At 42.2% G+C, this 19,399-nt stretch carries 19 protein-coding genes and 2 pseudogenes; 10 read left to right on the top strand and 11 right to left on the bottom strand.

Annotation, left to right across the window (positions count from 1 at the left end; translation table 11 throughout):
• Together FTV30_RS01865 and FTV30_RS01860 are read left to right on the top strand one after the other, a co-directional pair.
• Positions 1-262, top strand: a pseudogene (locus FTV30_RS01865) (IS5/IS1182 family transposase); the annotation flags it as partial.
• Between the two features lie 53 nt (positions 263-315).
• Positions 316-594: pseudogene (locus tag FTV30_RS01860) on the top strand (IS30 family transposase); the annotation flags it as partial.
• A 554-nt stretch (positions 595-1,148) separates the two neighbouring features.
• Here the strand turns inward: FTV30_RS01860 and FTV30_RS01855 are convergent.
• Positions 1,149-1,379 (bottom strand): hypothetical protein, encoded by a 231-nt coding sequence (locus FTV30_RS01855; protein WP_004280185.1) that lies wholly within the window; start codon positions 1,377-1,379, stop codon positions 1,149-1,151.
• A gap of 253 nt (positions 1,380-1,632) precedes the next feature.
• Here FTV30_RS01855 and FTV30_RS01850 point away from each other — a divergent pair, with 253 nt between their 5' ends.
• Positions 1,633-2,106 (top strand): CinA family protein, encoded by a 474-nt coding sequence (locus FTV30_RS01850; protein WP_100328670.1) that lies wholly within the window; start codon positions 1,633-1,635, stop codon positions 2,104-2,106.
• 98 nt (positions 2,107-2,204) lie between these two features.
• Positions 2,205-2,825 carry an aminotransferase gene (locus FTV30_RS01845; RefSeq protein ID WP_205668327.1) on the top strand — a complete coding sequence of 207 codons (621 nt, stop codon included), beginning with the start codon at positions 2,205-2,207 and terminating at the stop codon, positions 2,823-2,825.
• 52 nt (positions 2,826-2,877) lie between these two features.
• Here FTV30_RS01845 and prpC read toward each other — a convergent pair whose 3' ends face one another.
• Both prpC and prpB read right to left on the bottom strand, forming a co-directional pair.
• On the bottom strand, positions 2,878-4,017 hold the full coding sequence (gene prpC, locus FTV30_RS01840; RefSeq protein ID WP_005096804.1) for a 2-methylcitrate synthase: 1,140 nt from the start codon (positions 4,015-4,017) through the stop codon (positions 2,878-2,880).
• 4 nt (positions 4,018-4,021) lie between these two features.
• Entirely contained in the window at positions 4,022-4,906 is an 885-nt protein-coding gene (gene prpB / locus FTV30_RS01835) for a methylisocitrate lyase (RefSeq protein ID WP_100328672.1), read from the bottom strand.
• 231 nt (positions 4,907-5,137) lie between these two features.
• On the opposite strand from prpB, the gene FTV30_RS01830 reads away from it, so the two are divergent.
• The 3 genes from FTV30_RS01830 to FTV30_RS01820 all read left to right on the top strand — a co-directional run bounded on the left by FTV30_RS01830 (position 5,138) and on the right by FTV30_RS01820 (position 7,396).
• A complete protein-coding gene (locus FTV30_RS01830) occupies positions 5,138-5,785 on the top strand; it encodes a TetR/AcrR family transcriptional regulator (RefSeq protein ID WP_180000910.1) in 648 nt (215 codons plus the stop codon).
• 113 nt (positions 5,786-5,898) lie between these two features.
• Positions 5,899-6,819, top strand: a complete 921-nt coding sequence (gene argF, locus FTV30_RS01825; RefSeq protein WP_005171086.1) for an ornithine carbamoyltransferase — start codon at positions 5,899-5,901, stop codon at positions 6,817-6,819.
• A 103-nt stretch (positions 6,820-6,922) separates the two neighbouring features.
• Positions 6,923-7,396, top strand: a complete 474-nt coding sequence (locus FTV30_RS01820; protein ID WP_180000909.1) for a hypothetical protein — start codon at positions 6,923-6,925, stop codon at positions 7,394-7,396.
• A 104-nt stretch (positions 7,397-7,500) separates the two neighbouring features.
• Here the strand turns inward: FTV30_RS01820 and FTV30_RS01815 are convergent, their stop codons facing one another.
• The 7 genes from FTV30_RS01815 to rpiA form a co-directional block, all read right to left on the bottom strand.
• On the bottom strand, positions 7,501-7,854 hold the full coding sequence (locus tag FTV30_RS01815) for a YnfA family protein (RefSeq protein ID WP_005096798.1): 354 nt from the start codon (positions 7,852-7,854) through the stop codon (positions 7,501-7,503).
• Positions 7,855-7,950: 96 nt separating this feature from the next.
• Positions 7,951-10,227 carry an ATP-dependent Clp protease ATP-binding subunit ClpA gene (gene clpA / locus FTV30_RS01810; protein ID WP_005171089.1) on the bottom strand — a complete coding sequence of 759 codons (2,277 nt, stop codon included), beginning with the start codon at positions 10,225-10,227 and terminating at the stop codon, positions 7,951-7,953.
• Between the two features lie 9 nt (positions 10,228-10,236).
• Entirely contained in the window at positions 10,237-10,650 is a 414-nt protein-coding gene (gene clpS, locus FTV30_RS01805) for an ATP-dependent Clp protease adapter ClpS (protein WP_005171093.1), read from the bottom strand.
• A gap of 18 nt (positions 10,651-10,668) precedes the next feature.
• A complete protein-coding gene (locus tag FTV30_RS01800) occupies positions 10,669-11,418 on the bottom strand; it encodes a DUF6776 family protein (protein WP_074382830.1) in 750 nt (249 codons plus the stop codon).
• A gap of 77 nt (positions 11,419-11,495) precedes the next feature.
• Positions 11,496-12,551 carry an N-acetyl-gamma-glutamyl-phosphate reductase gene (gene argC, locus FTV30_RS01795; protein ID WP_180000908.1) on the bottom strand — a complete coding sequence of 352 codons (1,056 nt, stop codon included), beginning with the start codon at positions 12,549-12,551 and terminating at the stop codon, positions 11,496-11,498.
• Between the two features lie 202 nt (positions 12,552-12,753).
• Positions 12,754-13,431 (bottom strand): M48 family metallopeptidase, encoded by a 678-nt coding sequence (locus tag FTV30_RS01790; RefSeq protein ID WP_180000907.1) that lies wholly within the window; start codon positions 13,429-13,431, stop codon positions 12,754-12,756.
• Positions 13,432-13,698: 267 nt separating this feature from the next.
• Entirely contained in the window at positions 13,699-14,370 is a 672-nt protein-coding gene (gene rpiA, locus FTV30_RS01785; RefSeq protein WP_005096791.1) for a ribose-5-phosphate isomerase RpiA, read from the bottom strand.
• 104 nt (positions 14,371-14,474) lie between these two features.
• Here rpiA and ilvA point away from each other — a divergent pair, with 104 nt between their 5' ends.
• The 3 genes from ilvA (at position 14,475) to FTV30_RS01770 (ending at position 18,169) form a co-directional block, all read left to right on the top strand.
• Positions 14,475-16,013, top strand: a complete 1,539-nt coding sequence (gene ilvA, locus FTV30_RS01780) for a threonine ammonia-lyase, biosynthetic (protein ID WP_005171103.1) — start codon at positions 14,475-14,477, stop codon at positions 16,011-16,013.
• A gap of 162 nt (positions 16,014-16,175) precedes the next feature.
• The gene (locus FTV30_RS01775) at positions 16,176-16,832 is read left to right on the top strand and encodes a TrkA family potassium uptake protein (protein WP_005171105.1); all 657 of its coding nucleotides are present in this window, start codon (positions 16,176-16,178) and stop codon (positions 16,830-16,832) included.
• A complete protein-coding gene (locus FTV30_RS01770; RefSeq protein WP_180000906.1) occupies positions 16,829-18,169 on the top strand; it encodes a TrkH family potassium uptake protein in 1,341 nt (446 codons plus the stop codon). The genes FTV30_RS01775 and FTV30_RS01770 overlap by 4 nt, the downstream gene beginning before the upstream one ends.
• Before the next feature lie 73 nt (positions 18,170-18,242).
• Here the strand turns inward: FTV30_RS01770 and FTV30_RS01765 are convergent, their stop codons facing one another.
• A complete protein-coding gene (locus FTV30_RS01765) occupies positions 18,243-19,385 on the bottom strand; it encodes a phospholipase A (RefSeq protein ID WP_074382833.1) in 1,143 nt (380 codons plus the stop codon).
• Between the last annotated feature and the right edge of the window lie 14 nt (positions 19,386-19,399).

The raw sequence follows: 19,399 nt of genomic DNA, 5'->3' as shown, positions 1-19,399 counted from the left end.
TTGGAAGGATCAGCAAGCGAGGTCTATAGAGCGGAACGAATTATTAAAGACAGTCAAACGGCTAGGCAGATCGCTTTGGAAAAAGTGGTCTGGTTATCACCGTCGAAGTTTGGTTGAAACCAAGATGCATTGCATCAAATTATTAGGCGATAAATTAACAGCGCGGAGTTTTCCAAGTCAGGTGAATGAGATCCATGCACGCATGGCAGTCTTGAATAAATTCACAGAATTAGGTCGCCCTCATACCCAAGTTGTCTCTTAAATTTGAGTAGCTTAAGGGAACTCAGCCTTTCAAACCTTTATGCAACAAAGCCACATAAAATCCTCGAAGAAGATTTAGGCATAGATGTATATTTCTGTGACCCACATTCGCCATGGCAGAAAGGCACATGCGAAAATATGAATGGTTTAATTAGGCAATATTTACCTAAAGGGATTGATTTAAACCAGGCAGATCAGCATTATTTAAATCAAGTTGCCATGTCACTGAATACTCGCCCTAGAAAAGCGTTAGATTGGCTTACACCATTAGAGAAATTTGCTCAGCTTGTTGATTATCATAAGGCTTTTGAAACTGTCGCACCTCATGTTTGAATTCGCCACCTGTTACGGATTAATTCAATGTAAAAAATGGTAAGCCAAGTAGTTGAAATCAAGATTAATAAGCAACATAAATTACTTTATCCAATAAAATAGACACATGATGAAAGATAATATGTTTCGAAATTTTTATTATTCAATAAAAGGAATAACTTAACCTGAGTAAAATATATAAAAAAGACCTTTAAAATATTTTAAAAAATAACAATATATTATCAAGTAAAATATATTAAAAACCTATGCTTATGATATTTATGCTTAAATTCAATAACTCAGTCTAAGCATTAATATTCTTCAAAATGGAATAAAACATGCAAAAGGTAATGTTCTAAACAGTTTTTTAATAAACCAACATACGATAAGCAACATTGAATCACGTATAACGACTAAGTTGTTTCCAATTTATCTTGATTTTAATAAAAGATATTTATCAATCAGACTGATATTAATTTTGGTAATTTTTTATTTTTAAAAAGCTTTTATTAACTTAATGTTAGCCAAATAATAAGCCTCTTAAAAAAAGAGGCTTATTCACTTTAAGGTTTATCTTAGATATTCACAACTTTAACAATAATCGTTTGGGTATCTTCCTGCTCTTCAGCCAGATGTAAACGTTTAAGCTCTTTGCTTTTTACTTTGAACTGTAAATTCTGATAAGAAATCGTGCTTGGAATCTGATCAAAATATTGACCATCAGCATCAATTTCTTCCTGAAATAATGGTGTACCCAATTGGTAGTCAAGACTTTTTAAGACTACATATTTTACTGTGGTTTTCATTCTAACGCCCTACTTTCACTAAGCACTTTATTTTTATTTTTACCACTGTTCAGCTTGAGAAGAAACCTCTATTTGAAAAAATAGTCTAAGCTTTAACCACTCAGGTTTTGTGATCAAATCAGTATCAAATTGTACTAATCCATGAAAAATTTTAACTTTCATAAAAATATAAATATACTGGGAGTTGAACGACAGAAAAAATCTGTCTAAATTAAGCTAAAACCACTCGGATCATAAAGAAAATATAGAGACTATGATAAAGACCTGTTGCAACTTACTCGAAGAGAAAAATATAAAAATTGCCTTTATCGAAAGTGCAAGCTCTGGATATCTATGTAGCCAGTTTTCCATCTGTAAAGCTGACGGCGCCGAAATTCTGGCCGGTGGATTGGTCTGCTACGATGTTGGTGTGAAAACTTCGGTATTAAACATTCCCCAGGCTTTGATCAATAGTTACACTGCCGAATCCATGCCAGTTACTGTTGCCCTGGCAGACGCGGGTAAAAAGATGTTCCGGGATGCAGACTGGATTATTGCCTGTACAGGTTTGCTTAAACCCGGTGGTAGTGCGACACCAGAGAAACCGGAAGGGACTTTTTTTGTAGCAATTAATGATGGTACTCAAGTGCATCAATTCCAGTATTATTTGAAAGGTACTCCACTCGAACGTCTGAATAAACTGTCTGCCGTGGTTGCACACGATATGATTAATCTACTCAATCATTAATCTAGTTTTATAATTACGCCGCAACAAGCTTCATTATTTCTACTGTATTTTAAGATAGATTAGCATGATCAAATGCTAATCTATTTTTTGCGGGTAGAATAACCATGAATATTAAAACTGCGCTGTTTCTGCTCCCTCTTGGCTTGCCCAGTCTGGCTTTTGCTACGGTCGGTGGCCCACAAAATATTGAAATTCTAGGCTATGAAGTCAAAGAGCAAAAGCTCTATGTCATGCGTCATTACCTTGATGGTCGTGGGCGCTTACCACAGCTGTATTATTATAATTTTAAATCCGCAAAACCGAATCAGTTGATTCAGGTCAACTCCTTATATATCAATCCAAAAACCAAACGTATTGATTATGACCAAGACAGTCGCAAGTTTGATCAGGACATTGCCAAAATCAAAAAGCGTTTAGTTCCGCTGAGTCCGATTCAAAGTTCAAAGCCACAACTTAAAATGTTAAAAACCACAACAGGGACGGCAGCTGCCTGGTACGATCCACAAGAAAAAGTGCCAAAATGGACTTATCAATATCAAGTAAAATCTGGCTCACAAAAAAGTCCGACTCATCAAGCGATCAGTTATCAGCAAGGTCTAAAAATTAGCCAGGCCTATAAAGTTCCTAAACAGAATAAAACGCTGGTGACAGTCAAGTATTTGGGGATTCCTTTTGAAACAGGCTATAGCATTGAAGATCCAGTCCTGTTAAGTCGATAAAAAATAAGGTCTCGATTGAGACCTTATTTTTTATTCAAGATATTAATAAATATTAAGCCGCTGTAGAACGCTCGGCGATCGGTACTACTTTACGCAGTTCAGGCCCAGTATAATCCGCGCTTGGACGGATAATACGGTTGTCTGCACGCTGTTCCATCACATGTGCTGCCCAACCTGTGACACGTGACATGACAAAAATCGGGGTAAACAGCTTGGTTGGAATGCCCATAAAGTGATAAGCCGAAGCATGGAAGAAATCGGCATTACAGAATAATTTCTTCTCACGCCACATCACTTCTTCGCAGCGCACTGAGACCGGATACAGTACCGTATCACCGACATCTTTGGCTAAACGCTCAGACCAGATTTTGATGATGCCATTACGCGGATCATTGTCTTTATAAATCGCATGACCGAAGCCCATAATTTTTTCTTTACGTTCCAGCATGCCCAGCATTTCACGTTCAGCTTCTTCAGGCGAAGTCCAGTTTTCGATCATATCCATTGCAGCTTCGTTAGCACCGCCATGTAGAGGGCCACGCAAGGAACCGATTGCACCGGTAATACAAGAATGCATGTCAGATAAAGTCGATGCACATACACGCGCCGTAAAGGTCGAAGCATTAAATTCATGCTCTGCATATAGAATCAGAGAAACATTCATCACCTGTTCATGCAGTTCATTTGGCTTTTCGCCACGTAATAAATGCAGGAACTGTGCACCGATTGAATCATCATCAGTATTTTCTTCAATACGTACACCGTCATGACTATAACGATACCAGTAACAGATAATTGCCGGTAAAGTGGCAAGAATACGGTCTGCAATATCCTGTTGCTGTTCAAAAGACAGTTCAGTTTCAAGATTGCCCAGCATCGATACGCCAGTACGCATCACATCCATCGGATGAGAATCGGCAGGAATACGCTCTAGCACTTCTTTTAAGGCTTGAGGTAGCGTGCGCAAAGATTTTAATTTGGCTTTATAGGCAACTAACTGCTCTGAAGTTGGCAGTTCGCCAAAGAAAATCAGATAAGCCACTTCTTCAAACTGGCAATGTTCAGCCAGATCCTGTACGTCATAACCGCGATAGGTCAGACCTGCGCCACTTTTGCCTACAGTTGAGAGTGAAGTTTTCCCTGCCACTTGTCCACGCAATCCTGCGCCGGTGAGTACTTTTCCTTCAGCCATTTTTTTAATTCTCCTGTTTAAACAGTTTATCTAATGTGTCTTCGAAGCTGTGATAATCTAAAAATTCGTAGAGTTCTTTGCGTTGCTGCATAATATCCAGCACATTCACCTGAGTGCCGTGTTCACGCACCGAACGCATCACTTCAAGGGCTGCCTTTTGCATGGCACGTGTCGCTGATAATGGATACAGCACCATGCCAATACCCTGCTCTGCCAACTCATTTACCGTATAATACGGTGTATCACCAAATTCGGTAATATTTGCCAAGACTGGCACACCAACTGCATCGCATACGGTGCGATACATGGTGATATCGGTCATCGCTTCGGCAAAAATTGCATCTGCACCCGCTTCAACACAGGCACAAGCACGATCAATCACCGCTTGCAGGCCTTCTTTTTGTAGCGCATCGGTACGCGCCATGATCACAAAGTTTGCATCGGTTTTCGCATCGACCGCCGCTTTAATACGATCGACCATTTCCTGCTGTGACACAATTTCTTTATTTGGACGATGACCACAACGCTTTTGTGCCACCTGATCTTCAATATGCACTGCGGCTGCACCAGCTGCAATCATCTGTTTGATCGTGCGGGCAATATTTAATGCGCCGCCCCAACCGGTATCGATATCGACCAATAAAGGTGTATCAACACGCTCTGTAATCCTGCGTACATCTTCCAGAACATTATCCAGACTGGTCATGCCCAGGTCAGGCAAACCATAAGAATAATTCGCGACACCCGCACCTGATAAATAAATGGCTTTATAACCGACTTGTTTGGCCATCATGGCAGCATAGGCATTTACCGTACCCATAATTTGCAATGGTTTCTCGACTTCAAGTGCTTGTCTAAATCTTAGACCTGCAGACATTTGTTCTGTCATCTTCCTTTTCCACAGTCTTGGCTATAATTATTGAAACTCGAGTATACTCATTTGGCTTGCTCATTCCACAATCTGATAGAACAAATACTCTAAAACTTTAGTCAAATTTTTAAGTTTTACTTTACCTAATCCGGCAAATACTGCGCTTATGCGGTGCAATTATGAAATATGTACATATATTTGCTATGATGGCATTTCAATCTTTATTGACATGTTGATGTATTATCTCCTATGCAAGACCTCGTCCTAGAACCGCTCGCCAAAGACCTGCCGCAGACCAAACGTGGTCATGAGCGCTGTATTGCGCTGCTGAACAGTGCAACCGAGCTGTTTCTGGAACGGGGTTATGATGCTGTGTCTCTCGATGATATTGTTCAGCATGCAGGTGGCTCCAAAGCCTCCATTTATAAGTACTTTGGCAATAAAGAAGGCTTGTTTAAGGCCATCTGTGATTATCGTCGTATCAAGTTTTTTGAAGATATCAGCATTCCGATCGAACTGATGGCACTGGGTTTTCGTAGTTATCTGGTTCACACCTTGCTGAATTTTTATCATCAGATCATGCAACCTGAAAACTCAGCCTTCATGCGTCTGGTTCTGGAACAGAGTCAGCGTAATCCAGAACTGGCTCAGCATATTCATGAACACGGTCCTGTACATGTCCAGAGTGCGATTGCCACTGCATTAGAACAGGCAGATGCACAAGGCTTATTGCATTGTGAAAATCCGCAATATTCGGCTCAGCTATATTTTGGTATTTTGCGTAATCTGGAATGGCGCATCCTGATGGGAATTTCCATACAAGAAGATGATCAGGAAATCGACAAATACATCAGTTATTGTGTGGATCGCTTTTTAGACGGTCATCAAAAAGTCTAGTTTTTTTGCATTTTTCATTGCTTATAGTATATTAGCCGATTCCGTATTTTTTCTTAAACTAACCAACAACTGATTGTTGATCGAGTTTTTCGGCAATTATTGTGGAGTAACGAATGGCTCTCCGTCACTTTCTCACCTTACGCGATTTATCAACTTTAGAACTTAACCAGATTTTGCAACGCGCAATTGAGCTTAAGCGCAAACAGCATAACAATGAAGTGTTCCAACCATTTGTTGGTAAAGTGATGGGCATGATTTTTGAGAAATCGAGTACCCGTACGCGTGTTTCGTTTGAAGCTGGCATGAGCCAATTTGGTGGTAGCGCAATTTTCCTGTCTTCTCGCGATACCCAGTTAGGCCGCGGTGAACCGATTGAAGATTCTGCACGCGTGATTTCAAGCATGCTAGATATCGTGATGATCCGTACTTTCGGTCATGATATCGTGGAACGTTTTGCATCTTATTCAAAAGTTCCTGTGATTAATGCTTTAACAGATGATCACCATCCTTGCCAGTTACTTGCTGACATGCAGACCTATGTAGAGCAACGCGGCTCAATCGAAGGTAAAACTGTTGCCTGGATCGGTGATGGCAACAACATGTGTAATTCATATATTGAAGCAGCACACATGTGGGGCTTTAATCTGAAAATTGCAGCGCCAAAAGGTTATGAACCACAAGAAAAATTCCTGTCTGAATTTGCGCATTGTGTTGAACTGGTCGATACCGCTGAAGATGCAGCCGTGAATGCTGACCTGATCGTGACTGACGTTTGGGCAAGCATGGGCCAGGAAGAAGAACAAAAAATCCGTGAGAAAGCATTTGCAGACTATCAAGTGAATGAACGCCTGATGGATCTTGCGCATCCGGATTGTTTGTTTATGCACTGCTTACCTGCGCACCGCGGCGAAGAAATTTCAGAAAACTTGCTTGACCATAAAAATGCCGTGGTTTGGGATGAAGCTGAAAATCGCTTGCACGCGCAAAAAGCTCTGGTTGAATTCCTGATTAATGAAAATCTGAAAAAAGACTAAATTAAAAGCTGAATCTTCACAAATTAAGCACCAATCTCTGGTGCTTTTTTTGTCTCAGCTCTTATAATCATGATTGAAATGGAATAAAAAGTGATGTTATACAATGCAAAATAAATATTGGGCCTTGGCACTATTGGCAGGTTTTAGCAGTGCGACCTTCTCCGTTCATGCTTCTGAATTTGATCAATATCTTCAGGAAAAAAATATTATTGACAGCAAATTTAAAATTCAGAAAAAAGCTGAACTGAATGAATTACTCGCGGTACTCAGTGCAGAAGATTCCAGAACTTTACCTTTACAGATCGACCAGAATACAATTATTGAACAATTACAGTTAAGTGCCAATAAAACCACATTAAAAGGTTTAATCACCACACCGGATTTTAGCCAATTTGAAAAAGATCTGGGCCGCAAAGAAGTGATGAAAATGATCCGTAATAATCTGCTCAATAATTGCGAGATTTTCTTTGAGCATCGCTATCAGATTGAAAGCCCATACAAGGTCGAGCTCAGCCTGAGCTCGCAAACACAAACCTATAAAACTGATATTTCCCAGAAAGATTGCAAATTGAAATAGTCTAAAGAAATAAGATATTGGCTTTTATTCAGGATTAAAACATCAAGAAAACAAAGAGGTCGCTATAGCTACCTCTTTTTGATGAGGTTTGCTGTTATATCCTGCTAACGCACCAAACCTTGCGGCTGTAGAATTATAATCAGTGCCCCCAGTATTACCACCATCCCGCCAAGCAAATCCCAACGTGACAGTGTGACTTGATCAACGAAGCGCAACCACATTAGCGCCGAAAAAATATAGATGCCACCATAAGCGGCATAAATCCGTCCAGAAGCAGCCGGATGCAAGGTGAGTAGCCAGACAAAAGCCGCCAAAGCCAGAGCTGTCGGAATCCACAACCAGTGACTTCTCCCCTGATTTAAAATCAGGTAGGGAAAATAACAGCCTAAAATTTCCATCAATGCCGTGACCAGAAACAGGCAAAAAGTGGTGAGCAGCTTGGTAATTTGAATATCCATGATTTGTCTTTTGAACTGTATGAATGAATGTGATGATTTAAAATATGAGTGCATGAAAAAACCCGTGCTTGCACGGGTTTTATTTTTTCATATTGATTAAGCAGGTTCAGCAGTCTGGTCTTCAAAGACTTCAAGTTTTAAGCCAACAGCTTTACCATTTTCTTTCTTCACCGACACTGCAACATTACCGCCATTTTCAGCCAGTTCACCAAACAGGATCATTTCTGCCAATGGTTTTTTCAGGTGTTCCTGAATCAGACGCTGCATTGGGCGTGCGCCCATTAAACGGTCATAGCCTTGCTCTGACATCCATTCACGCGCACTCTGATCCACTTCCAGCATGACTTTCTTATCATCAAGTTGCGCTTGAAGTTCGGTCAGGAATTTATCCACGACATTTTCAATGATACTGCTTGGCAATGCCTTGAACTGAATCACGCCGTCAAGACGGTTACGGAATTCCGGAGAGAAGGCTTTCTTCATCGCTTCCTGGTTATCGTTGCTATTGTCCTGTTCCATAAAGCCAATGCTAATACGTGAAATACTTTCAGCACCAATATTGGTGGTGAGGACTAGGACAACATTACGGAAATCCGATTTACGTCCGTTATTGTCAGTCAAGGAACCATGATCCATAATCTGCAATAACAGGTTAAAGACATCTGGATGCGCTTTTTCGATCTCATCAAGCAATAGCACACAATGTGGATTTTTATGGATCGCATCAGTCAACAAACCACCCTGATCAAAACCGACATAGCCCGGAGGTGCACCGATTAAACGCGACACTGCGTGGCGTTCCATGTACTCGGACATATCAAAGCGAACCAGCTCTACGCCCATCTGCTTAGCCAGCTGCTTGGTCACTTCAGTTTTACCGACACCGGTTGGGCCAGCAAAAACAAAGCTGCCCACAGGTTTATCTGGAGATTTCAAACCGGCACGAGACAGTTTAATGGCCGACGCTAAAGCTTCGATCGCTTCATCCTGACCAAAGACCACCCGTTTCAGATCGCGCTCAAGATTTTCCAGTACGCTCTTGTCATCTTTAGAGACCGTTTTTGGTGGTATACGCGCAATTTTCGACACGATATCTTCGATGTTTTCTACCGTGATCAAACTGTCATCTTGTTCAGCTTTTAAACGGCGCTGCGCACCTGCTTCATCAATCACGTCAATGGCTTTATCTGGCAAGAAACGGTCATTGATGAACTTCGCAGAAAGTTCAACCGCAGATACCAATGCCTGATCGTCATATTGCACATGATGGAAATCTTCAAACTTCGATTTCAGGCCACGTAGGATATCAATGGTTTCAGAAATAGATGGCTCATTCACATCGATTTTCTGGAAACGGCGTGACAAAGCATGATCTTTCTCAAAAACCTGACGGTATTCCTGAAAAGTGGTTGAACCAATGCAACGTAAAGTGCCATTGGCCAATGCAGGCTTGATCAGATTCGATGCATCCATGGTACTGCCCATACTGGAGCCTGCACCAATAATCATGTGAATTTCATCAATAAACAGCACAGCTTCAGGTTTCTTTTTCAGCGCATTTAAAAGCTGTTTCAGGCGTTTTTCAAAGTCACCACGGTATTTTGTTCCGGCAACCAATGCTCCAATATCCAGACTGAAAATTTCAGCATTTTCGAGTGGTTTTGGCGCTTTACCATTAACGATCAACCATGCCAAACCTTCTGCAATCGAGGTTTTACCGACCCCCGGATCACCGACAAGAAGTGGGTTGTTTTTACGGCGGCGGCACAGAATTTGAGCGGCACGTTCAATTTCTTTTTCACGACCAATCAGTGGATCGGTCTTGCCTTTTTGCGCTTCGATATTGAGATTAGTCGTATACAGTTCAAGCGGACCTGAACTGGCTGAAGATGCAGACTCACCATCGAGGTCTTCAATTTCTTCTTCACCCTGTACTTCTTCTTTACGCGTACCATGAGACAGGTACTGAGTTAGCGTAAGGCGATTAATTTGATGACGTTTCAATAGATAGACGGCAAATGAGTCACGCTCAGAATACATTGCAACCAGAATATCAGCACCTTCTACAGTCCGATCACCACCGCTAGATTGCACGTGAAAAATCGCGCGCTGCAAGATCCGGTCAAAACTTTCTGTTGGGTGTGGTGCCTGATCACTATTTTCACCAAGCTTAGGGGTATGCTGTTCTACGTATTCTTCTAACTCCTTGCGCAACACGATAATGTCTGCGCCACATGCTTTAAGCGCATTTACGGCAGAGTCATTGTCAAGCAAGGCTAATAATAAATGTTCTACGGTCAGGAACTCATGTCTCTTTTGACGAGCCATGCTGACAGCCAAACGTAGTGATACTTCTAATTGACGACTGAGCATGTAACCCCCTTAATCTTTAGGCTCTATTTGGCAAAGTAATGGATGACCTTGTGATCGAGCATAATTATTGACTTGGTTCGCTTTGGTTTCCGCAATGTCTCGAGGATAGACCCCAGCTACACCCTTTCCTTCATAATGTACAGTTAGCATTACTTGTGTAGCTTGGTCAAGATTCATTGCAAAGTATTGTTGTAAAATTTCAATTACAAATTCCATCGGGGTATAGTCGTCGTTCATTAAAACGACAGCATATAAGGGCGGACGTTTCAGTTCTGGCGGTGCAGTCTGCACAGCAAGGTCAGAATCATCACCTTCCAGAGGTTCATTTGCTAAACGCGGGCTGATATGCCAATCAACAATTCCAGATTCATAAAAAGAATTTTTGATATCACTTAAACACATTTGACGTTTATTGCTTGGCATAAGATTTATATTTCACACTTAATTTGCATTTGCTTCGGTTTTCGGAATTTCTGACAAGGCGGCAGACTGATTTTCAACTGCTTTGCCCTGTTCCCAGCTAAAACGACGGATCACCGGTTTGGCACCGCTGAGACGTATCTCAATAAATTCTGGCTTAAAGCCTTTTGGCATGCTCCAGCGACCTGTTAAACGCTCATAATTTTCAAAATTAAAGTTTTTGTCTTCCAGTGGCACCACCAGAATCTCAGTCCCTTTAATCAAGCGTAATTCAATACTCCCGGAGGCACGACTTTTGCCCGGACTAACTTGAACCAGATCAATCTGATATTCAAAGGCATTTTCAGGCAAAGGCTTAATCGACAGGTTTTGCACGGCCAAAGCCAAACCGCCACGCTGACGTAAGACCTCGCGATAAATGGTTCCGACACTTTCAGCCTGCACCTGTTCATCACGCGCCTTGGTCATGGCCAGATAGAGATCATTGGCATTACTCACCGCCAGATCACGCTCCTGAACCGCAGTATTCAGATTCTTATTTAATGTTTCCAGACTGGCTTTTTGTGTCTGTACCACATCGACCAGTTGCTCTGCATCTGCATCATAACCCGCCGCAGTCAAACCCTGACGGTGTCCTACGGTATATCCGAGCACACCACTGCTCAAGATCAATACAGCCGCACCAATGACCAAGGGCGTATTGCCTTTCATCAAAGATTTTTTTGCAGCTGGTTCCTGAGGAATGGTCGTATTTGACTCGTTATTCGGCATTTTGATCTCTTGTTTGCTTTATTCAAGACACACATTTAAATCCAAATCTAAATGTGTGTGAAGTTCTAATACGTTTCTTATGGTAATAAACCAATATTATTTAAGCCAGCATCTTCGGCAAATCCGAACATCAGGTTCATGTTTTGTACGGCCTGACCTGCTGCACCTTTCACCAAGTTATCCTGTACAACCAGGACTACCAGCTTGGTCGGTTGCGGCTTGTACAAGGCTATACGCAACTGATTGGCACCACGCACTGAACGGGTTTCTGGTGAGCTGCCTGCTGGCATGACATCGACAAAAGTTTCATTGGCATAGAACTGTTCATACAATGCCTGTAAATCTGCTGCTTGTCCTGCTTCAGTGAGATCGATGTAGATGGTCGACAACATACCACGGATCATTGGCACCAAATGCGGAACAAATAAAATGTGATCAAACACATCTTTTTGACCTGAGATATTTTCCAGAGCTTCGACAATTTCAGGATGATGGCGGTGACCTGCTACGCCATAGGCTTTAAAGTTATCGGCATTTTCAGTATAGATGCCGCCCAAGCTTGCTTTACGACCTGCACCCGACACACCTGATTTCGCATCAATAATAATGCTTTCAGGTTTCACTAATGCGTCACTTGATGTTAATACTGGCGCCAGACCCAACTGAACCGTGGTTGGATAACAACCCGGGTTTCCAACTACATTGGCCTGTTTAATTTGTTCACGATTCAATTCAGATAAACCGTAAACAGAGTCTTTTAACAGTTCTGGACAAGCATGTTGCATGCCATACCATTTTTCAAACTGTTGCAGATCTTGTAAACGGAAATCTGCAGCCAGGTCAATGACTTTGGTCTTTGCAGCCACAAGCGCTTCGGCATGTTTCATGGCAACACCATGCGGCGTTGCAAAAAACACGACATCACATTTTTTAAGTTCATCGATATTTAAATCTGAATATTGAAGATCGGTATATCCGCGTAAACTTGGGAACATGTCATCTACACGGCGACCATTTTCGGTACGTGATGTTAGTACATTCACCTGTACATTTGGGTGTCGTAGTAAAAGACGCAACAATTCAACGCCTGTATAACCTGTACCACCGACAATACCAACAGTAATCACGATCACTACCTCAAATCAAAGTTTCCATTTCGTAACTGCGTAGTATGACAGGAAGTTGAGGTTTTCTAAACTGTTTCAGCGGGGATTACTGGTTTTTTATAAGTACTGAACACAATTTCAAAATTAAAGAGAGATGGAAAAGTAATATCTATATTGCTTAGGCTATTTTAAGCCTTTATTTCCCTCTCATTCTCTATTCAGTTCAATTTTAAGCTTCCCACCAATATGGCAACGGCGTATTTTTTAGCATTTTCTGATGCTGTTGAAAATTTGCATCATGTTTCTGAACTTCCGCCCAAAAAAGGGAACTATGATCAAAATATTGGGTATGTGCCAGTTCATGTACCGCGACATAACGGGTAATTTCTTCGGGAAATAGCACCAAAGCACTATTCAGCATAATGTCATGCTGAGCAGAACAACTGCCCCAGCGGGTTTTGGGCTGTCGAATATTGCACTTTTTAAAAGGCAGATTGCATTGCTGTGAGACAAGATTTAAATATAGGGGAAGCTGTTCTTTGGCATAGCTGATGACAAAGGCTTTTAAATATTCTTCAGGATGTCGATCACTGACACAGAGCTGTAACTTCTCAGAATCGAAAACAAAGTTATGTTTCTGGCTTTGATAATGAATCTGAACTGGTACGTTTAAATTAAACAGCTGCAGCTCAGTTGGTAGCGTTCGGTCTATTTTTTGGAATTTTTCCTGCTGCGATTGCCAGGTTTTCATCAGCCATTGTTCTGATTGTTTTAAAAATTCTTGAACTTGGCGCTGTGTGCAAAACTGCGGCACAGTTAATTTAATTTGCGTCGGCTCTACACGCAGTCTCAAGCGTGTTGCGCGTAATTTTCGAGTAATTTGGATTTCAGGGAGGTTTGGGGTCATTTATCTATAATTTTATAATTTAAATCTCCCCTCCTTATAGAAGTTCACATCTCACATTTTTAAGAGAAGTTTTAAAGGAATTCTAAATTTCAATAATGGTAGTGGAATTAATATTGAAAAGTCCCTTCTCCCTCAGGGAGAAGGTTAGGATGAGGGCATTCTTCATATACATCCTCTCCCAAACCCTCTCCTTTCAAAGGAGAGGGAACTTCCATTAGAAATTAAAATATAAATCGAAACTCAATTTACATAAAAAGTTCATATAGATTAAACCGCAGTACGTTCTTCAATACCGTCATTGGTTGCCACAATTGCGATGTCCGCTTTATTAATCGCAAAAATTCCGTTACAGACCACGCCAGGAATGTTGTTGAGCGTTTTTTCAAGCTCAAGTGCATTTAAGATATTCAGATTATGCACATCTAAAATCACATTACCATTGTCAGTCACGACACCTTCACGATATGCAGGATCACCGCCCAAAGAGACAATTTTACGTGCAACCGCAGAACGTGCCATAGGAATCACTTCAACTGGCAGCGGGAAATCGTGTCCCAATTGTCCGACCCATTTTGAATCATCGACAATACACACAAATTTTTTCGCAATCGATGCCACAATTTTTTCACGTGTCAGTGCTGCACCACCACCTTTGATCATATGCAAATGACGATCAATTTCATCTGCGCCGTCGACATAAGCATCTAGTCCGCCGACAGAGTTCATATCGACCACTTCAATGCCTAACTTCTTAAGACGTTGCGCCGTTGCTTCAGAACTTGCCACAGCCGCTTCTAACTGAAGTTCTGGCAATAAATCGATTAAAAAGTTAACCGTACTTCCGGTACCTACGCCTAAAATGCCGCCTTTTGGTAAGTGTTTCAGAGCAGCACGGGCCGCTGCTTGTTTTTTCTCATCTTGGGTTGCATATAGACTCATGGCTTCACTCAACTATTTTGGACTTTTGCAGTATTTTCGAACCGCAAAGCCGTATGGTTTGTTACAATAAGCGCCTATTTTAAACTGTTAGATGGAAAATTAACATGCTGTCTCGTTTGGTTCGACAAATATTACAAGCAACGGTCTACGATGTTGCAATCGAAACTCCACTCGAAGCAGCACCACGAATTAGCGAACGACTCAATAATAACATCCGCTTTAAACGTGAAGATTTACAACCAGTTTTTTCATTCAAGCTACGCGGTGCCTATAACCGCATTAGTCAATTGCCGAAATCTCAACTGGAACGTGGTGTCATCACAGCTTCAGCAGGCAACCATGCACAAGGCGTGGCATTATCAGGTAAAAAATTGGGTATTCGCGCCATTATCGTAATGCCAAAAACAACACCAGATATTAAAGTCCAAGCGGTAAAACGCCTTGGGGGTGAAGTTGTTTTACATGGTGACTCATTCGACGTTGCCAACAAATATGCAATTCAACGTGCTCAAGAAGATGGCATGACTTTTATTCCGCCTTATGATGATGAGCTGGTGATGGCGGGTCAAGGTACCATTGCCAATGAAATCTTGCGTCAATGGCGCGATGTTGATTATGTATTTGTAGCGGTAGGTGGCGGTGGCCTGATCGCAGGTGTGGCAGCCTACCTGGGTGATGTTGCCCCGCATGTCAAAGTCATTCCGGTGGAGTATGACGAATCGGCATGCTTAAAAGCAGCTTTAGAGGCCAATGAACGTGTCATTTTACCTTCTGTGGGTTTATTCGCTGACGGTACAGCCGTTGCACAAATTGGTGAAAAACCATTTGAAGTGATTCGCCTGCAAAAGTCAGATAATTCTGGCCCGATCGTAGAACCACATGTGGTACTGGTCAATACCGACGAAATTTGTGCAGCCATTAAAGATACTTATGACGAATGCCGCAGCATTGTCGAACCCTCAGGTGCTATGGCATTGGCCGGCATTAAAAAATATGTCGAAGAACATAAAATCGAAGGTAAAAATATGGTGTCGATTGTGTGCGGCGCCAACATGAATTTCGACCGTTTACGTTATATCGCCGAACGTACCGAACTCGGTGAACGTAAAGAAGCGATTTTTGCCGTGACGATTCCAGAACAGAAAGGTTCATTCCTCAACTTCTGTCGCGCTTTGCAAGGTCGCAATATTACCGAATTTAATTACCGTGCCAGTGATGTCTCTGCTGCTCAAGTATTTGTTGGGATCAGCTTAAAAAATGGTGAAAAAGAACGTCAGGAAATTTATGAAACGCTAAAATTCCAGTATGATGTCGATGACCTGTCTGATGATGAAGTGGCAAAACTGCATATTCGTTACCTGATTGGTGGTCATGCCGATATTGAAAATGAACGCCTGTTCCGGGTGGAATTTCCAGAACGTCCTGGTGCTTTATTAATGTTCCTGGAACGTCTTGGCCCAACGCATAACATTACCCTGTTCCATTACCGTAACCACGGCGCTGCGGAAGGGCGTGTTCTGGTGGGTCTGGAGGCGACCGATGCGCAGCAGAATCCGGATGGCTTGATTGAAACCCTTGAAACCATTACATATCCATATCAGGAAATTACCAATAATCTGGGCTATCAGCGCTTCCTGAAGTAATTGTTAAAATATAGACCGCCTTTCGAGGCGGTTTTTTATGTGCAACTCAAAATCATGATCATACTATTTATCTCGGCATAGCTTGCTGAATAGCAGCGCAATTTTTACGAAATTCTCTTACACTAAAATTGAGATGTAATAAAAATAGTTAGGACAATATTCATGGCATTATTTGCAGTGATTGGGCTGGGTAGTTTTGGTGCGACTGTGGCCACGCAACTGATCAGTCTGAATCATGAAGTGATCGGAATCGATCTGAATAAAAAATATGTAGAAAATATTTCTGATCAACTGACCCATGCTGTAATTGCCGATGCAACCGATGAGCATGTGCTGGATGAACTGAATGTGCAGCGTTGTGATGCCGTAGTCGTGGCGATCGGAGAAGATATTGAAGCCAGTATTTTGTGTGTATTGCACCTGAAAAATATGGGCGTCAAAAAAATCTGGGTAAAAGCCAAATCCAAATCCCATCACATGATTCTGACCCATCTCAATGTCGAGAAAATCATTCATCCTGAAGAAGATATGGGCGTGCGTGTGGCTCAGTCTTTAAGCTACCCGATGGTCAGTCGTTATATGGCACTGGAAGATGATCATTATATTGTCAAAATTGAGATTCATGCCGATCATCATGCTACGCCGCTCAACCAGCTGATGAAGCACGCGCCTGAAATCACCACCTTATTACATAAGCGCGGATCAGTGGTGCAATATCAGGTCGCATCCGACCTGATTCTGCAGGAAGGCGATATTCTTGTGGTTGAAGGATTACTGGAGCCTTTACGCCATCTCGCCAGATATTTTAAAGCGCTATGAGAAGTTCTGACTTAAAGCAACATAGAACCATTAATCTCAGCCCGCCGAGTTTATTGGCCTTGGGTTTTCTCGGATTAATCCTGATCGGTTCACTGCTACTGATGTTACCTATTGCCCATCAGGGTGATATCAGCTGGTTGCAAGCCATTTTCACGGCTACGTCTGCAGTGACCATTACCGGACTGTCCGTAGTGAATGTCGGTGAAGCCTATACGGTATTTGGCCAGGTTGTCATTATGTTTCTGCTGCAATGCGGTGGATTGGGTTTTATGACTTTTGCCATTCTGGCAGTGATGAGTCTGGCACCCAAGATGGGGCTCAAACAGCAAGTCATGGCACAGGAATCGATTGGCCAGACCAGCCTGAAAAAAGTCAGTTTTACCATTAAAGCGGTATTTTTATATTCCCTGTTTTTTGAAGCCATCGGTACGCTGATTCTGACCTTGTCCTGGCTCAGAGAATATCCGCTCAGTGAAGCACTCTTTTATGCTGCCTTTTATAGTGTGTCAGCGTTCAATAATGGTGGATTTTCACTTTTTCCAAATAGCTTGATGAGTTTTTCAGGGCAGTATCTGATCACCTTTACCATCAGTATGCTGTATATCATTGGTGGTATCGGCTTTCTGGTGCTGATGGATGTCAAGCAACATAGACGCTGGCGCAAGTTAAGTACCAATAGCAAGCTCATTCTTTCGACGATTCTGGGGCTCAATCTGAGTGCGTTTATTGTGCTATGGCTGCTCGAAGCCTCTAATCCGCAAACTTTGGGCCTGATGAGTCTAGGCGATCAAGCCGTGAATGCCTGGTTCCATGCCACTGTTCCCCGCTCTTCAGGCTTTAATAGCTTACCGATGGAGCAAATGAGTGATGCATCGACCCTCGTCACCATGTTTCTGATGTTTATTGGCGGCGGCTCCTTAAGTACGGCGGGCGGAATTAAAGTCGGCACGTTTATTATTGTGCTGATTAGCGTGATCAGTTTTTTAAGACGCGAAGATGAAATCCGTCTGTTTAATCATTCTATTCCCGAAAAAACCACATTTAAGGCACTGGCCGTGGTCTGTATTACAGCTGCCTTAATTGTGATGGGCTTTATGAGTTTATTAATTCTGGAACCTGAACATGAATTTCTCGATCTGTTGTTTGAAGCCGTGTCAGCAGCCTGCACGGTCGGCTTGACCCGAGGAATAACCGAAGAGCTGCAACCTGCCAGTTTGATTATTTTGATGCTGTTAATGTTTGCAGGACGTTTAGGGCCACTGACTTTAGCTTATTTCATTGCTACCCCGAAAAAGAGCCGAATCAAACATCCGCCTTCAGAAATCCAGATTGGTTAAACCACCCAATAAAAAAACCATGCCACAGCATGGTTTTTTTATTTTCATTGCAAGATGATTCAAAATGGGAATTTTAGAACCAGTTCATTAAGGAAACACCCAAGCCCACATAAGTGGCACGATGATTATAATCAATCAGACTTTCGCCATAGCCATCAAAAAGCTGGAATTGACCACGTAAGCGCCCACTGATCGGGAATGACCAGTCGAACTGAACTGCACCACGATTGTCATCTCCGCCTTTTAAGGTATGACGCAGCATCAAGGAAAAATCATGCTCGTTATGACGATAAAAAGCTGTCATGTCGCCGCGTCCAATATAGTTCTTGATCTCGGGATTGTTATCGTCGTCACGATTCTCTTCAAAGCGATACCAAGGGCGAACCATCAGGGCAAAATTGTCTTTTTCAAAGCCCAGATTCAGCATGACGCGGTTCCAGCTACGCGACAACGGGTCAGAACGGCCATTGGACTGATGATTAATGGTTAGTCCCAACATACGCCAGTTAAGACCAAAAAGGTCATAATTGGTACGCAAAACAAAACTTGCTTCGGGTTCATAATTGGTTTCACGAAACGGACGTGACTCTTCCGAGTTATAGACCTGCCAACGTGAAGACTGAGTATAACCGAGCCAGAGATCCCCATTATTCCCCAGAATATTTTCAACGGCCTTGGTTTTTAGAGACAGTTGAAACTTTGCTTCGATTGAGGTGAGATTTTGATCCTCTTCTACCGTATTTTGTGGATTTTCACTCTGTGGAAATTCATTTTTCTTTGAAGTCCAAAAACCGGGCATCAGATAAATTGGCTGATAAGAACGGATGTTCCAGGTACCCAGTTTACTTTCCGGAGACAATTCCCAGCGACTATCCAGCAAAGACAGATTTGGTGTCAGCTTTGATCCTTCAGAAGCATAAATATTAGAAACGGTTTGTCCCATTCTGGCTTTTAAATTATCAGGTTCAGGCGCAATTTCTACTGCTGCACGACGTTCAGAAACGATCACCGGCTTATCGATAATCGCTATTTTAAACAAGCTATCATAACAGGCCAGACGTTCTGCACTGATTTCCAGTGCTGCACAGGCTTCAGCCGTTGCCGGCATGGGACTATTCACCACTATTTTTTCTTCCGCATTCACTTGCGTCCCAACTGTACAGCCCAGCACAACGCTCAGCTGCAGAGTTGAGCGCCTAAACGAATTAAGCGCCATCCCTTATCCTCATT

It is taken from the genome of Acinetobacter sp. YH12255, assembly GCF_013417355.1.
GTDB classification, from domain to species: domain Bacteria; phylum Pseudomonadota; class Gammaproteobacteria; order Pseudomonadales; family Moraxellaceae; genus Acinetobacter; species Acinetobacter pseudolwoffii.
The sequence above is the reverse complement of the archived record's forward strand: the minus strand, read 5'-3'. Positions and strand labels throughout refer to the sequence as shown.

Excerpts from the sequence above, each read along its gene's own strand:
- prpC (WP_005096804.1), bottom strand. The coding sequence starts at position 4,017 with ATGGCTGAAGGAAAAGTACTCACCGGCGCAGGATTGCGTGGACAAGTG.
- FTV30_RS01850 (WP_100328670.1), top strand. The coding sequence starts at position 1,633 with ATGATAAAGACCTGTTGCAACTTACTCGAAGAGAAAAATATAAAAATT.
- FTV30_RS01855 (WP_004280185.1), bottom strand. The coding sequence starts at position 1,379 with ATGAAAACCACAGTAAAATATGTAGTCTTAAAAAGTCTTGACTACCAA.
- FTV30_RS01765 (WP_074382833.1), bottom strand. The coding sequence starts at position 19,385 with ATGGCGCTTAATTCGTTTAGGCGCTCAACTCTGCAGCTGAGCGTTGTG.
- rpiA (WP_005096791.1), bottom strand. The coding sequence starts at position 14,370 with ATGAGTCTATATGCAACCCAAGATGAGAAAAAACAAGCAGCGGCCCGT.
- clpS (WP_005171093.1), bottom strand. The coding sequence starts at position 10,650 with ATGCCAAGCAATAAACGTCAAATGTGTTTAAGTGATATCAAAAATTCT.
- FTV30_RS01800 (WP_074382830.1), bottom strand. The coding sequence starts at position 11,418 with ATGCCGAATAACGAGTCAAATACGACCATTCCTCAGGAACCAGCTGCA.
- FTV30_RS01775 (WP_005171105.1), top strand. The coding sequence starts at position 16,176 with ATGGCATTATTTGCAGTGATTGGGCTGGGTAGTTTTGGTGCGACTGTG.
- ilvA (WP_005171103.1), top strand. The coding sequence starts at position 14,475 with ATGCTGTCTCGTTTGGTTCGACAAATATTACAAGCAACGGTCTACGAT.
- FTV30_RS01830 (WP_180000910.1), top strand. The coding sequence starts at position 5,138 with ATGCAAGACCTCGTCCTAGAACCGCTCGCCAAAGACCTGCCGCAGACC.
- FTV30_RS01790 (WP_180000907.1), bottom strand. The coding sequence starts at position 13,431 with ATGACCCCAAACCTCCCTGAAATCCAAATTACTCGAAAATTACGCGCA.
- FTV30_RS01815 (WP_005096798.1), bottom strand. The coding sequence starts at position 7,854 with ATGGATATTCAAATTACCAAGCTGCTCACCACTTTTTGCCTGTTTCTG.
- argF (WP_005171086.1), top strand. The coding sequence starts at position 5,899 with ATGGCTCTCCGTCACTTTCTCACCTTACGCGATTTATCAACTTTAGAA.
- FTV30_RS01820 (WP_180000909.1), top strand. The coding sequence starts at position 6,923 with ATGCAAAATAAATATTGGGCCTTGGCACTATTGGCAGGTTTTAGCAGT.
- prpB (WP_100328672.1), bottom strand. The coding sequence starts at position 4,906 with ATGACAGAACAAATGTCTGCAGGTCTAAGATTTAGACAAGCACTTGAA.
- clpA (WP_005171089.1), bottom strand. The coding sequence starts at position 10,227 with ATGCTCAGTCGTCAATTAGAAGTATCACTACGTTTGGCTGTCAGCATG.
- FTV30_RS01770 (WP_180000906.1), top strand. The coding sequence starts at position 16,829 with ATGAGAAGTTCTGACTTAAAGCAACATAGAACCATTAATCTCAGCCCG.